At 70.7% G+C, this 12,546-nt stretch carries 14 protein-coding genes and 1 pseudogene; 10 read left to right on the top strand and 5 right to left on the bottom strand.

The window, feature by feature from the left end; all coding sequences use genetic code 11:
- Window positions 1-122 precede the first annotated feature (122 nt).
- Window positions 123-2,120 carry a Stk1 family PASTA domain-containing Ser/Thr kinase gene (gene pknB, locus H7827_RS14630; protein WP_432745632.1) on the top strand — a complete coding sequence of 666 codons (1,998 nt, stop codon included), beginning with the start codon at window positions 123-125 and terminating at the stop codon, window positions 2,118-2,120.
- A 212-nt stretch (window positions 2,121-2,332) separates the two neighbouring features.
- Here the strand turns inward: pknB and H7827_RS14635 are convergent, their stop codons facing one another.
- Window positions 2,333-2,905: a DUF5324 family protein gene (locus tag H7827_RS14635; RefSeq protein WP_432745634.1), complete on the bottom strand. Its 573-nt coding sequence runs from the start codon at window positions 2,903-2,905 to the stop codon at window positions 2,333-2,335.
- Window positions 2,906-3,075: 170 nt separating this feature from the next.
- Between H7827_RS14635 and H7827_RS14640 the strand changes: the two genes are divergently transcribed.
- On the top strand, window positions 3,076-3,603 hold the full coding sequence (locus H7827_RS14640; protein WP_386537831.1) for a peptidylprolyl isomerase: 528 nt from the start codon (window positions 3,076-3,078) through the stop codon (window positions 3,601-3,603).
- A 102-nt stretch (window positions 3,604-3,705) separates the two neighbouring features.
- On the top strand, window positions 3,706-4,593 hold the full coding sequence (locus tag H7827_RS14645) for a rhomboid family intramembrane serine protease (protein WP_386537833.1): 888 nt from the start codon (window positions 3,706-3,708) through the stop codon (window positions 4,591-4,593).
- 184 nt (window positions 4,594-4,777) lie between these two features.
- On the opposite strand, the gene crgA is transcribed toward H7827_RS14645, so the two are convergent.
- Complete coding sequence (gene crgA / locus H7827_RS14650; RefSeq protein WP_030732651.1) at window positions 4,778-5,038, bottom strand: cell division protein CrgA; 261 nt, start codon at window positions 5,036-5,038, stop codon at window positions 4,778-4,780.
- A gap of 109 nt (window positions 5,039-5,147) precedes the next feature.
- Between crgA and H7827_RS14655 the strand changes: the two genes are divergently transcribed.
- From H7827_RS14655 to H7827_RS14675, 5 genes are all read left to right on the top strand, one after another.
- On the top strand, window positions 5,148-5,885 hold the full coding sequence (locus tag H7827_RS14655; protein ID WP_432745637.1) for a DUF881 domain-containing protein: 738 nt from the start codon (window positions 5,148-5,150) through the stop codon (window positions 5,883-5,885).
- 92 nt (window positions 5,886-5,977) lie between these two features.
- Entirely contained in the window at window positions 5,978-6,160 is a 183-nt protein-coding gene (locus H7827_RS14660) for a hypothetical protein (RefSeq protein ID WP_030732646.1), read from the top strand.
- On the top strand, window positions 6,160-6,813 hold the full coding sequence (locus H7827_RS14665; RefSeq protein WP_200365968.1) for an aminodeoxychorismate/anthranilate synthase component II: 654 nt from the start codon (window positions 6,160-6,162) through the stop codon (window positions 6,811-6,813). The genes H7827_RS14660 and H7827_RS14665 overlap by 1 nt, the downstream gene beginning before the upstream one ends.
- Entirely contained in the window at window positions 6,810-8,027 is a 1,218-nt protein-coding gene (locus H7827_RS14670; protein WP_432745639.1) for a class E sortase, read from the top strand. The genes H7827_RS14665 and H7827_RS14670 overlap by 4 nt, the downstream gene beginning before the upstream one ends.
- On the top strand, window positions 8,011-8,787 hold the full coding sequence (locus H7827_RS14675; RefSeq protein WP_432745641.1) for a class E sortase: 777 nt from the start codon (window positions 8,011-8,013) through the stop codon (window positions 8,785-8,787). The genes H7827_RS14670 and H7827_RS14675 overlap by 17 nt, the downstream gene beginning before the upstream one ends.
- 31 nt (window positions 8,788-8,818) lie before the next feature.
- On the opposite strand, the gene H7827_RS14680 is transcribed toward H7827_RS14675, so the two are convergent.
- Both H7827_RS14680 and H7827_RS14685 read right to left on the bottom strand, forming a co-directional pair.
- The gene (locus H7827_RS14680; RefSeq protein WP_432745643.1) at window positions 8,819-9,004 is read right to left on the bottom strand and encodes a hypothetical protein; all 186 of its coding nucleotides are present in this window, start codon (window positions 9,002-9,004) and stop codon (window positions 8,819-8,821) included.
- A gap of 57 nt (window positions 9,005-9,061) precedes the next feature.
- Window positions 9,062-9,451, bottom strand: coding sequence for a LysR substrate-binding domain-containing protein (locus tag H7827_RS14685; protein WP_432745645.1), 390 nt, complete (start codon window positions 9,449-9,451; stop codon window positions 9,062-9,064).
- A 95-nt stretch (window positions 9,452-9,546) separates the two neighbouring features.
- Between H7827_RS14685 and H7827_RS14690 the strand changes: the two are divergent.
- Both H7827_RS14690 and H7827_RS14695 read left to right on the top strand, forming a co-directional pair.
- Window positions 9,547-10,182: pseudogene (locus tag H7827_RS14690) on the top strand (flavodoxin-dependent (E)-4-hydroxy-3-methylbut-2-enyl-diphosphate synthase); the annotation flags it as partial.
- Window positions 10,183-10,372: 190 nt separating this feature from the next.
- Window positions 10,373-11,296: an RNA polymerase sigma-70 factor gene (locus H7827_RS14695; protein ID WP_432745647.1), complete on the top strand. Its 924-nt coding sequence runs from the start codon at window positions 10,373-10,375 to the stop codon at window positions 11,294-11,296.
- Between the two features lie 102 nt (window positions 11,297-11,398).
- On the opposite strand, the gene H7827_RS14700 is transcribed toward H7827_RS14695, so the two are convergent.
- Entirely contained in the window at window positions 11,399-12,514 is a 1,116-nt protein-coding gene (locus H7827_RS14700; protein WP_432745649.1) for an NAD(P)/FAD-dependent oxidoreductase, read from the bottom strand.
- Between the last annotated feature and the right edge of the window lie 32 nt (window positions 12,515-12,546).

Here is a 12,546-nt window from a genome sequence, read left to right on the forward strand (position 1 = left end):
CGGGCGCCCGGCTCGCGGCGGGTACCGTAAGCCAGAGCTTGGACCCCTCGTGCCCGAGGGCGGGGGACCCCAGCCGGGCCGACCACAGGTGCGGCCGGGATCGAACGGAGAGGGCAGGAATCATGGATGAGCCGCGTCGCCTCGGCGGGCGGTACGAACTGGGCCACGTGCTCGGTCGCGGAGGCATGGCCGAGGTGCACCTCGCCCATGACACGCGCCTGGGCCGGACCGTCGCCGTCAAGACCCTGCGCACCGACCTCGCCCGCGACCCCACGTTCCAGGCCCGCTTCCGCCGCGAGGCCCAGTCCGCGGCCTCACTGAACCACCCCGCGATCGTCGCCGTGTACGACACCGGCGAGGACTACGTCGACGGCATCTCCATCCCGTACATCGTGATGGAGTACGTGGAGGGTTCCACGCTGCGTGAGCTGCTGCACTCGGGGCGCAAGCTGCTGCCCGAGCGCGCGCTGGAGATGACGATCGGGGTGCTCCAGGCGCTGGAGTACTCGCACCGCAACGGGATCGTGCACCGCGACATCAAGCCGGCGAACGTGATGCTCACCACGTCCGGCCAGGTCAAGGTCATGGACTTCGGCATCGCCCGCGCGATGGGCGACTCCGGCATGACGATGACGCAGACATCGGCGGTGATCGGCACCGCCCAGTACCTCTCCCCGGAGCAGGCCAAGGGCGAGCAGGTCGACAACCGCTCCGACCTGTACTCCACGGGCTGCCTGCTGTACGAGCTGCTCGCGGTCCGGCCGCCGTTCATCGGGGACTCCCCGGTCGCGGTGGCCTACCAGCATGTGCGCGAGGAGCCGCAGCCCCCGAGCGTCTTCGACCCGGAGATCACTCAGGACACCGACGCCATCGTGCTGAAGGCCCTGATGAAGGACCCGGACTACCGGTACCAGAACGCCGACGAGATGCGCGCCGACATCGAGGCCGCCCTCGACGGCCGCCCGATCTCGGCCGCGCTGCCGGTGGGCGCCGCGGCGTACGGGTACGACGACCGGCCGACGACCGCGCTGCGGGCGACCGACCCGCAGACCGCGATGATGCCGCCCGCCGACGGCGGCGGCTACGACGACGGCTACGGGCGGGCCGACCGGCGCCAGCGCAAGAGCAACACCTCCACGATCCTTTTGGTACTGGCCGGTGTGCTGGTGCTGATCGGCGCGATCTTCATCGGCAAGGCGCTGTTCGCGGGTGACCCGCCGGCCAGCTCGATCAAGGTGCCGAACCTCGCCGGGCTCACCCTGGAGGAGGCCGGGCAGCAGGCCAACGGCTTCGAGCTCAAGGAAGACGGCAGCAAGGCGTGCGAGGAGGCCGAGGGCACCATCTGCGAGACCGACCCGGCGGCCGGCTCGGACATCAAGCGCGGTGACACGGTCACGGTGATCATGTCCGATGGCCCGGCGGCCATCGAGGTCCCGGACGTCACGGACAAGTCGTACGACGACGCCTTCGCCGAGCTCGAGGGGGCGGGCTTCACCTCCATCGAGCAGGAGACCGAGGTCAACGCCGACGTCGAGCCCGGCACCGTGCTCTCCCAGGACCCGGAGGGCGGTTCGGAGGCGAAGCCGGACGAGACCATCACGCTCACGGTGGCGACCGAGCCGGACACCATCGCGGTGCCGGATGTGGTGGGCCAGCCCTTCGACAGCGCGAAGTCCACCCTGGAAGGTGCGGGCTTCACCGTCACCCGGGTCAACCAGACCGATGACTCGCGTGACGAGAACACCGTGATCAGCCAGTCGCCGACCGCGGGCAGCCAGCAGTCGCCCACCGGCACGGTGACCCTGACGGTGGCGATCCCGTCGCCGAACCAGCCGCCGGAGCAGGTGCAGATCCCCGAGCTGGCCAACCAGCCGATCGGCTCGGCACGGCAGACGCTGGAGGGTCTGGGCCTGCGGGTGAAGGTCGAGGGCCCGGAGAACGACACGGCCGTGGTCACCGTCACCAACCCGGCGCCCGGCCAGACGGTGGACAAGGACACCGAGGTGACCGTCTACACCTACGACCCCGGCGCGGTCGGCGACCCGGGCGGCGGTGACGGCGGCAACGGGAACGACAACGGAGGCGGTGGCGGCTGGCCGTTCGGCGGCGCGACCGGCTGATCCCCGCGGGAGCGCGGAGTCGAGCAGCACACGGGTGAGGGCCCGGCAGCACACGCTGCCGGGCCCTCACCCGTATCCGGATCTGCCCGGTGGGCGTCGGCGGGTCTCCCGTCCCGGCCCCGGAGGGATAGGCGCGCTCCTCGCCCGCCGCCCCCTGGGCCCGGGAGGGTCCGGCCCCGCCGCCACCGGGTGGCGGTCCACCGCAGGGCTTTCTACGGGCGCGGTGCGCTGTCCTCGCCCAGGACGTCGGGGTCCCGGGGGGAGTCCGCCGCGTCGATATCCGTGGGCGGGGTGGGCTCCATCAGCCAGTCGGGGCTGGACTGGTTCTGCCACAGCCGCCAGGCCACCACCGTCACCCCGACCACCACGCCGGCCACGCCCAGCCGCCGCAGGCGGCGCCGGCGCCGCGCCGCACAGCGGCGGCGGTGCAGGACCTGCTGGATCTCCTGGGGCGTCACCTGTCCGCGGAGCGCGGCCAGCGCCGCCGTGGACCGTTCCGCGGCCTCGTGGCTCGCCGGACCGGCAGCCGCCATGGCCGCCTCGATCCGTGGCCCCGCGACCTCCCGGGTGCGGATGGCGGCCACCCGGGCCCGCTCGGCGGCGCGTACGGCGGCGGCGTCCATGCCCTCGGGCAGGTTCTGCCGCGCCTGGCTGAACCCCTGCCGCATGCCGTCCCGGGCGGCACAGGCCGCGCGCTGGGCGTGTGGGGCCAGATACGCGCCGGCGCCGCGCGCGTAGCAGGCCGCCTGCTCGCGTACCGACCGCACCCCTTGCTTGTGCGTCATACGTCCTCCTCCATACCGCTTTTCTGCGATCAAGACCTGCTCTCCACTTGTGTGGAAATCATGCCGCTTGGGGGAGGTCTCAGCACGCGAAACGGGCATCCGGGCGCAGGGTGTGTCGCCACCGCATGGCAGGATCGTTCACCGTCACTGACGTAAACGGAAGGTACATCGTGGCTGAGAAGCTGTACGCCACTCTGAAGACGAACCGCGGCGACATCGAGCTGGAGCTCTTCCCGAACCACGCGCCGCAGACGGTGAAGAACTTCACCGAGCTGGCCCAGGGCACCCGGGAGTGGGTCAACCCCTCCACCGGCGTCAAGAGCACCGACAAGCTGTACGACGGCACGGTCTTCCACCGGGTGATCGAGGGCTTCATGCTCCAGGGCGGCGACCCCCTGGGCAACGGCACCGGCGGTCCGGGCTACAAGTTCAAGGACGAGATCCACCCGGACCTGGCCTTCACCAAGCCCTACCTGCTGGCGATGGCCAACGCGGGCCCGGGCACCAACGGCTCGCAGTTCTTCATCACGGTCTCGCCGACCACCTGGCTGACCGGGAAGCACACCATCTTCGGCGAGGTCACCAACGACGAGTCGAAGAAGGTCGTGGACGCGATCGCGACCACCCAGACCAACCCGCGGACCGACCGCCCCGTCAACGACGTGGTGATCGAGTCCGTGGTCATCGAGAGCCGCTGATCCGGGACTCGCACCCGGACCCGTACCTCGGGAACCATTGAGGCCCCCCTGTCCGTAGGATCAGGGGGGCCTATCCATGGTGCCGGGAGCCGAGGGGATGTCATGACGGAGCAGCAGGGACAGCAGCCGCCACCCGCGGGTCTGGCCGTCTGCTACCGCCACAGGGACCGCGAGACCGGTATCCGCTGCACCCGCTGCGAGCGTCCCATCTGCCCGGAGTGCATGATCTCGGCCTCGGTCGGCTATCAGTGCCCGTCCTGCGTGCAGGGCGCCTCGGCGGCCTCGCGCGCCAGTGCGCCGCGCACGCTGGCCGGCGGTTCGCTGGTGGCGGACACCCGGCTGATCACCAAGATCATCCTGGCGCTGAACGTCGCCGTGTTCATCGCGGTGCTGTCGGCCGGGGACCGGGTGGTCACCGATCTGGGCATGCTCGGGCACGCCTGGGACCCCTCGCGCGGCGGCTGGGACTTCATCGGTGTCGCCGACGGCCAGTGGTACCGGATGCTGACCTCGGCCTTCCTGCACCAGGAGATCTGGCACATCGGATTCAACATGCTGGGGCTGTGGTTCCTGGGCCCGCAGCTGGAGGCGGCGCTCGGCCGGCTCCGGTACGTCGCGCTGTATCTGATCTCGGCGCTGGCCGGCTCGGCCCTGTCGTACGTGCTCGCGGCGCCGAATCAGCTCTCGCTCGGCGCCTCGGGGGCCATCTTCGGGCTGTTCGGCGCGACGGCCGTGCTCATGCGCCGGATGCGGTACGACATGCGGCCGATCGGTGTGCTGCTGGCGATCAACCTGCTGATCACGTTCACCTGGTCGGGCATCGCCTGGCAGGCGCACATCGGCGGCCTGGTGGCCGGGGCGGCGATCGCCTACGGCATGGTGCACGCGCCGCGCACCCGGCGGACGGCGGTGCAGGTCGCGACCTGTGCGGTGGTGCTGGCCGTGATCGTGGTGGCCTGCGTGATCCGCACACAGCAGCTCGTGGGCTGATCCTACTTATCCACAGGTCGCATCAGACCTGTGCACAACCTGTGACCGCCCCCGTCACATCTACGTTTCCGCAGGTCAGACGAGGTGTGCGCAGAGCGCCCGGCAGTCGGGAGCCGGAGCTTCGCCCCAAGTTATCCACAGCCCATCCGATGATCGGTGTGGATAACTCAGGGTGTGGCCCCGGTCACTTCCACTGCGTCGAGACGACGAACCCCACGGCGATGAAGCCGAAGCCCACGACGATGTTCCAGTTGCCCAGCGCACCCACCGGCAGATCGCCCTGGGTCACGTAGAACAACACGATCCATGCCAGGCCGATGACGAACATCGCCAGCATCAGCGGCGCCACCCACCGGCGGCCGCCCATGTCCAGCCTGGTGGTCTCCTTCTTCTCCGGGGCCTTGAAGGAATCGTCCTTCTTCTTCCGGATCCGGGACTTCGGCACGAGGGACTCTCCTGTCGATCGTGCGGCGGCTGGGGCGCGCACAGCGGTGGGATCGTCAGCTAGCGTAGTGCTTCCACGGCCAATACAGGAGACCAGGGGTGGGAGTGGGGTGCGAGTGAACCGGATACGTCCCGCCCGACTGGGGACCATCACCGTCTTCGCACTCGCCGGACTGCTCTTCTGGGTCAGCTTCAGCGTCTCCGGCGGCAGCAACATCCGCACCGACGACTCCCTGCTCCAGATGTCCGACCTCATCAGGGAGCGCGGCCGCGACAACGCCCGCCTCGAATCCGACGCCGCCGAGCTGCGCGCCGAGGTCGACGCCCTCACCAAGCGCGAGAACCCGGCCGACCCCGCCGGCAGCGAACGCCTCGCCCGCGTCGAGGACGCCGCCGGGCTCAGCGAACTCACCGGCGACGCCCTCACCGTCACCCTCACCGACGCACCCGCCGACGCCGTACCGCTGCTCCCCGGGCTCCCCGACCCGCTGCCCAACGACCTCGTCATCCACCAGCAGGACCTCCAGGCCGTCATCAACGCCCTGTGGGCCGGCGGCGCCGAGGGCATCCAGGTCATGGACCAGCGGCTCATCTCCACCAGCGCCGTGCGCTGCGTCGGCAACACCCTCATCCTCCAGGGCCAGCTCTACTCCCCGCCCTACACCGTCACCGCCGTCGGCGACCGCGAAGCGCTGCGCTCCGCCCTGGACGAGGACCCCACCATCCAGAACTACCGTGCCTACGTGGACGCCTACGGCCTGGGCTGGAAGGTGGAGGAGAGCACGGACGTGACCCTGCCCGCCTACACCGGATCCACCGCCCTGCAGTACGCCGGCCCGGCCGAATGATCCCGATCCTCTGAAGGGCACCCGCCACCCGTCGTAGGCTTGGGGCACGCGGCGCCGCCGCGCGGAGCGGGACACGAAGGAGAAGCGACGCCATGTACGGCTGGATCTGGCGGCACCTGCCGGGCAACACGCTGGTGCGCGCGCTGATCTCCCTGGTGCTGGCCCTCGGGGTCGTCTATCTGCTGTTCAGCTATGTCTTTCCCTGGGCCGAACCCCTCCTCCCGTTCAACGACGTGCCGATCAACGGCGAGCAGGGACAAGGGGCAGCCGGCTGATGAGCGCGCGCATTCTGGTCGTCGACAACTACGACAGCTTCGTCTACAACCTCGTCCAGTACCTCTACCAGCTCGGCGCCGAGTGCGAGGTGCTGCGCAACGACGCCGTACGCCCGGCCGACGTCACCGCCGACCGCTACGACGGGGTGCTGCTCTCCCCCGGGCCCGGCGCCCCCGAACAGGCGGGCGTGTGCATCGACATGGTGCGGCACTGCGCGGACACCGGCGTCCCGGTGTTCGGGGTGTGCCTGGGGCTGCAGGCCATGGCGGTCGCGTACGGCGGGGTGGTGGGGCGCGCGCCCGAGCTGCTGCACGGCAAGACCTCCGAGGTCGAGCACGGCGGCACCGGTGTCTTCGCGGGGCTGCCCTCCCCGCTGACCGTGACCCGCTACCACTCGCTGGCGGTCGCCGAGGGCACCGTGCCGCGGGAGTTCGAGGTCACCGGCCACACCGGGGGCGTCGTCATGGGGCTCAGGCACCGCACCCTGCCCGTGGAGGGTGTGCAGTTCCACCCGGAGTCGGTGCTCACCGAGGGCGGCCACCGGATGCTCGCCAACTGGCTGGCCACCTGCGGCGATCCGGGCGCGGTCGAGCGCTCGCACGGGCTGGCCCCGGTCGTCGGGCGGGCCGGACGGCAGGAGCCCGCGGCGTGACCGACGGGCGTGGGGGAGAGGGAGGCCCCTGGTACCCCGGGGAGGACGCCTACTACCCGCCGCACCAGCAACCACAGCAGCCCCAGCAGCCGCACCAGGAAGCACCGCAGCCCCAGCACCCCCCGCAGCAGCAGTCCTACCAGGAGCCGTACCCGTCCTGGTCACCGCAGCCGTACGACGAAACCCCGTACCAGGACGCCCCGTACGAGCCGGCCCCCTACGACAGCGGCACCGCCGACCCGCAGACCGTGGGGCTGCGGCCCCCGGCCGGCCTCGGCGGGGACGAGGCGGCCACCACCGTGCTGCCGCCCGTCCCGCCGGACGGGGGCCCGGCCGCCCCCGCACCCGTGCCCCCGCCGGGCGAGGGCCGCGCCGCCCGCCGCAAGGCGGCCAGGGCCGCCGGCCGGCACGGCGCCGCCCCGGTGCCCGAGCCGCGGCCCGCGGCACGGCCCGAGGCCCCGCCGGAGACCGGCGGCCGCGCCGCCCGCCGCAAAGCGGCCAAGGCCGCCAAGCAGACCGGCACCGCCATCAGCAATGTGATCGGCGAACTGTTCATCACCACCGGCGTGCTGCTCATGCTGTTCGTCGTCTACCAGCTGTGGTGGACCAACGTCGAGGCCAGGGCGCACGCCAACGGCCAGGCCGACTCCCTCCAGGAACAGTGGGACCGCGCCGAGAGCGGCGAGCGCGAGGAAGAGGAGGACGACCGCGAGGCCGGTGTCTTCTCCCCCGGCGAGGGCTTCGCCATCATCTACCTCCCCACCCTCGATGTCCGCGCCCCCATCGCCGAGGGCGTCGACCCCAAGGCCGTTCTCGACAAGGGCATGGTCGGCCACTACACGGCCGAGGACCAGCTGCCCACCGCCATGCCCTGGGACGAGGAGGGCAACTTCGGCCTCGCCGGGCACCGCAACACCCACGGCGAGCCGTTCCGCTTCATCAACAAGCTCAACCCGGGGGACCCGATCGTCATCGAGACGGAGACCACGTACTACGTGTACGAGATGGCCTCCCGGCTCGACTCCACCTCCCCCTCCAACATCAGCGTCCTCGACGCCGTGCCCGACCAGGGCGGCTTCACCGAACCCGGCCGCTACATCACCCTCACCACCTGCACACCGGAGTTCACCTCCACCTACCGGATGATCGTCTGGGGGCAGTTGACCGAGGAGCGTCCCCGCAGCGAAGGAAAACCCGATGCCCTCGTCGACTGAACCGGACACCGGCGCCGAAGAGATAGCACCCGAGCCGGACCCCGCACCGCCCGGCGAGCAGCCCGGCGCAGCGCGGCGCCGCGTCGCGCTCGCCATCTCCGTCTTCGGCGAACTGCTCATCACCGGTGGCATCGTGCTGGGCCTGTTCGTCGCCTACTCGCTGTGGTGGACCAACGTGGTCGCCAACCAGGAGGCGTCCCGCGCCAGTGACGCCGTGCGCGACCACTGGGAGAGCGAGGAGGCCGACCCCGAGGACCCGGTGGCGTACGACCCCTCCGACGGCATCGGCTTCCTGCACGTCCCCACCATGACCAAGGACGAGATCCTGGTCCTGGAGGGCACCGACCTCGACACCCTCAACGGCGGCGTGGCCGGCTACTACAACGAGCCGGTGGAATCCGCCATGCCCTGGGACGAGGAGGGCAACTTCTCGGTGGCGGCGCACCGGGACGGCCACGGCGCCAAGTTCCACAACATCCACAAGATCGAGGAAGGCGACGCGATCGTCTTCGAGACCCGCAACACCTGGTACATCTACCGGGCCTACGCGATCCTCCCGGAGACCTCGCGGTACAACACCGCCGTCCTGGAGGACATCCCCACCGAGTCCGGTGCCACCGAAGCCGGCCAGTACATCACCCTGACCACCTGCACCCCGGTGTTCACCTCCCGGCACCGCTACATCGTGTGGGGTGAGCTGGAGCGCACCGAGCCCGTGGACGAGCAGCGCACCCCGCCGGCCGAGCTGCTCGCGGACTGACCACCGCCGCGAGCACCCGCGCAGCAGGCGCTCAGACCACCGCGGGCGCTCCCGCCGACCCGCGCAGCTCGCGGATGAGGGCGCGTACGGCAGCGGCCCCCGCCTGCTCCCGGATGGTGACGCAGCCGATCCGCCGGATGGAACGTTCCGCGCCGAGGTCGGTGGTCCGGAGGGTCGGCGGCGCCGCTGTCAACGACAGCTCCGGCAGGATCGCCATCCCGACGCCGCTGCCACCACTCCCGGGTGGAGGAGGGGCAGTTCTCACTCCCGTCGATCACGGCAGTGAGCGCGGCGCCAGGTGTCCCGCCCGGTGCACCAGCGGGTAGGGATCCTCCAGCAGCGGACCGCCGAACAGCCCCGGCGGTTTCGGGCTGCTCGTACCCATCCTGGCGATGGCCAGGTCGGCGCGGCCCGCCGCGGCCTCGCGCACGATGCGGACCTCGGGTTCCAGCCGGAGGTGGCGGGCGCGCGGCCGTTCCAGCCCGGGCGGTAGCAGATACAGCTCCGCGCTGCGGAACGCCTCGATCCGTACGGTCCCGGTTGCCGCACCGGCACCGGCACCCGGCCCGCCCCCGGAAGCGGCAGCCCTCGTCCTTGCGCGCCTCGGCCGCCATGACGTCCGGCAGCCGCGTACAACGCGACGGAGCCGGTGGCCGCTCCCCACAGCCTCGACGCGGTCGTGGACAACGGCTGCTCCGCAAGCTGATGACCGCCCGGGGGGTGATCACCCCGGCCGTACATGCGGCCTCGGTCCACATCCTGTGGGAGGCCTCGCTCTTCGCCGAACACGGCTTCCACGACCTGAAGATCTCGGTCAAGCACAACGATCCGGTGATCATGATCCGCGCCCACGAGCTCCTGGCCGAGAGCTGCGACCACCCGCTGCACCTGGGCGTCACCGAGGCCGGCCCCGCGTTCCAGGGCACCATCAAGTCGGCCGTCGCGTTCGGCGCGCTGCTGCGCCAGGGCATCGGCGACACCATCCGGGTGTCGCTGTCGGCACCGCCGGCCGAGGAAGTCAAGGTCGGCGACCAGATCCTCCAGTCGCTCAATCTGCGACCACGCACGCTGGACATCGTCTCGTGCCCCTCGTGCGGGCGGGCGCAGGTGGACGTCTACAAGCTCACCGAGGAGGTGACCGCAGGCTTGGAAGGGCTGGAAGTGCCACTGCGGGTCGCGGTGATGGGCTGTGTCGTCAACGGCCCCGGCGAGGCGCGGGAAGCGGACCTCGGAGTGGCGTCCGGCAACGGCAAGGGGCAGATCTTCGTCAAGGGGAAGGTCATCAAGACCGTCCCCGAGTCGAAGATCGTCGAGACGCTGATCGAAGAGGCACTGTTGATCGCCGAGGAGCGGAAGCTGGAAAGCGGTCCCCTGCGGGTGGAAGCCCGTCCATAGGGCATGTTCACTGGCGACGACGAACCGCCCCGGTCAGCGGATGGCCGCCGCATCCGGCCGTGTGCGCGCGGGCGAAGCGGCGGTGACGAGGATGACCGAAGGGCGTGGTTTCTCCCACGCCCAGGCCGAGCCGAGCTTGGCCGGCAACCGCGCCACCCCTCGTGGCGCCCAGGCTTCACAGAGGAGTTCTATGACCCGGACCGAGGAGTTCGAGCAGCTGAGACCCCTGCTGTTCTCGATCGCCTACCGGATACTCGGCAGCGTGAGCGAGGCCGAGGACTCGGTTCAGGAGACCTGGCTGCGCTTCGAGTCCTCCAGGACACCACACACCTCGACCAAGGCATTCCTCTCGGCCACGGTGACCCGGATCTCCATCGACGTGCTGCGCTCCGCCCGCTTCCGGCGGGAGAGGTACGTCGGGCAGTGGCTCCCCGAGCCACTGCTCAGCGACCCCTACGAGGATCCCGCGCGGTCTGCGGAGCTGGCGGACTCGGTGTCGATGGCAGCCCTGTTGCTGCTCGAACGGCTCAGCCCGCTGGAACGGGCGGTCTTCGTACTGCGGGAGGTGTTCGGGTTCGGCTATCCCGAGATCGCGTCGGCGGTGGGAAGGTCGGAGCCGGCGTGCCGCCAGCTCGCGGCCCGGGCGCGGCGCCACATGGACGCGGGCCGCCCCCGGTTCGAGGCCGACCGCCAGGAGCGGGAGAAACTGGCGGCGCGCTTCTTCGAGGCGCTCCGGGAAGGCGATGTGGCGGGCCTGCGGGAACTGCTGGCCGCTGACGTGCAGATGGTCGGGGACGGCGGCGGCAAGGCCCCGCAGCTGGCCCATGGCACCAGCGGCCTGGAGAACGTGGCCCGGCTGCTGGGTGCGATCTTCCCCTGGATGGTGGAGATCGGGGTGGAGTTGGAGCCACGCGAGGTGAACGGCCACCCGGGCGCGATCTTCCGGGACCGGGACAACAAGGTGCTCAACACCTTGTCCCTTGACATCCATGAGGGGCGTATCCAGACCATCCGCTCGGTGATCAACCCCGACAAGCTGGGCCATGTGGGTCCGGTGGCCGATGCCTGGGAGGTCAACCGCGAGCTGAACCAGGCCCGTCGGCCCCCACATTGACAGAAAGAACCGAGTGCGCCCAGCGCCGGTGCGGATGGTCCGGCGCGGATTTCGCCGACTTCCCGGACCGGCAAGGGGCCGGCAGCCGGGTCCGGTTCCGGCCTACTTGGCGCTGCCCGGCTGCTTCGGCCCCGACCGCCAGGCGATCTTCGCGGTGCGCGCGCAGTACTTGGCCGTCCGTGCCCCTGCTTCCTTGCCCACCGCCGCGATGCGGCTGGCGATGTACAGCCGCTTCGGGCTGTCATCCTGCCGGGTCAGCTGGACCACGGCATCGCGTCGGCCGAGACTGAGCGCGGTCCCCGTATACCCCTGCGAGTACGGCTTGGGCTTGCGGCCCTTGAGCAGCCGGGCCAGGGTGTCGGCGGCGTGCGCTCCCTGCGGACCCGCCGTCTGGCAAGCGGGGCGGGCGCCGGGGACGGCGGCGCAATCGCCGATGACAAAGATCCGCGGGTCACTCACACTGCGCAGATACGCGTCGACGACGGCGTAGCCGTGCTCATCGACCTTCAGGCTGCTTCGCGCGGCCAGATCGGGAACACTTCCGAGCACGGCCCACAAGGTGAGGTCCGAACCGAGCTCCCCATTCGATCGCAGCAGCACCTTGTCGGTTCCCCGCTCGCCCTCACCGCGCAGCACCTGGGTCACAGTGTCCTCCAGCACCGTCACCTTCAAGCGCTCCAAGCCGGTGCGTACCCGCTTGCGGGCCCCTTCCGAGAAGGTGGGCGCGAGGCTCTGTCCCACCAGCCGCACCCGCAGGTCGGAGCGCCCGTAGGCGACTTCGGCTGCGGTCTCGATGCCGGTCAGCCCCGCACCGATGACGGACACGGTGCTGCCGGCCGGCAGCCGCGCCAGTGCCGCACGGGCATTCTCCGCACCCTCCCATGTCCCGACCGGGACCGTGCCGGGCAGCGGCGAGACGGTGCTGCCGACCGCCAGGAACAGGTAGTCGAAGTCGAGGTTCTCTCCCAGATCGAGCGTCACGCTGCCGTTGCCGATCTTCTCGACGGACGCCACTCGTGCGTGGATGCCGGCGCGCAGCATCTTCGTGAGGGGGGTGGCGGCCTTGCCCGTCCCGGCGATCTGTTCGTGCAGTCGCACCCGCTCGACGAAGTCGGGCCGCGGATTGATCATTGTGATCTCCGCTTCAGGAACCTTCTTCGCCAGTCGGTTCGCCGCGAGAGTCCCGGCGTACCCGGCGCCTGCCACCGCAACCTTCATGTCTGCCTCCTGCGTCGGGATGGGTTCCCCCA

Origin of the sequence: Streptomyces sp. JH002 (assembly GCF_050916115.1) — a bacterium.
Taxonomy (GTDB): domain Bacteria; phylum Actinomycetota; class Actinomycetes; order Streptomycetales; family Streptomycetaceae; genus Streptomyces; species Streptomyces xiamenensis.

Coding starts and splice junctions, on each gene's coding strand:
- H7827_RS14665 (WP_200365968.1), top strand. CDS start 6,160: ATGAGCGCGCGCATTCTGGTCGTCGACAACTACGACAGCTTCGTCTAC.
- H7827_RS14635 (WP_432745634.1), bottom strand. CDS start 2,905: ATGACGCACAAGCAAGGGGTGCGGTCGGTACGCGAGCAGGCGGCCTGC.
- H7827_RS14700 (WP_432745649.1), bottom strand. CDS start 12,514: ATGAAGGTTGCGGTGGCAGGCGCCGGGTACGCCGGGACTCTCGCGGCG.
- H7827_RS14695 (WP_432745647.1), top strand. CDS start 10,373: ATGACCCGGACCGAGGAGTTCGAGCAGCTGAGACCCCTGCTGTTCTCG.
- H7827_RS14645 (WP_386537833.1), top strand. CDS start 3,706: ATGACGGAGCAGCAGGGACAGCAGCCGCCACCCGCGGGTCTGGCCGTC.
- H7827_RS14675 (WP_432745641.1), top strand. CDS start 8,011: ATGCCCTCGTCGACTGAACCGGACACCGGCGCCGAAGAGATAGCACCC.
- H7827_RS14680 (WP_432745643.1), bottom strand. CDS start 9,004: ATGGCGATCCTGCCGGAGCTGTCGTTGACAGCGGCGCCGCCGACCCTC.
- pknB (WP_432745632.1), top strand. CDS start 123: ATGGATGAGCCGCGTCGCCTCGGCGGGCGGTACGAACTGGGCCACGTG.
- H7827_RS14660 (WP_030732646.1), top strand. CDS start 5,978: ATGTACGGCTGGATCTGGCGGCACCTGCCGGGCAACACGCTGGTGCGC.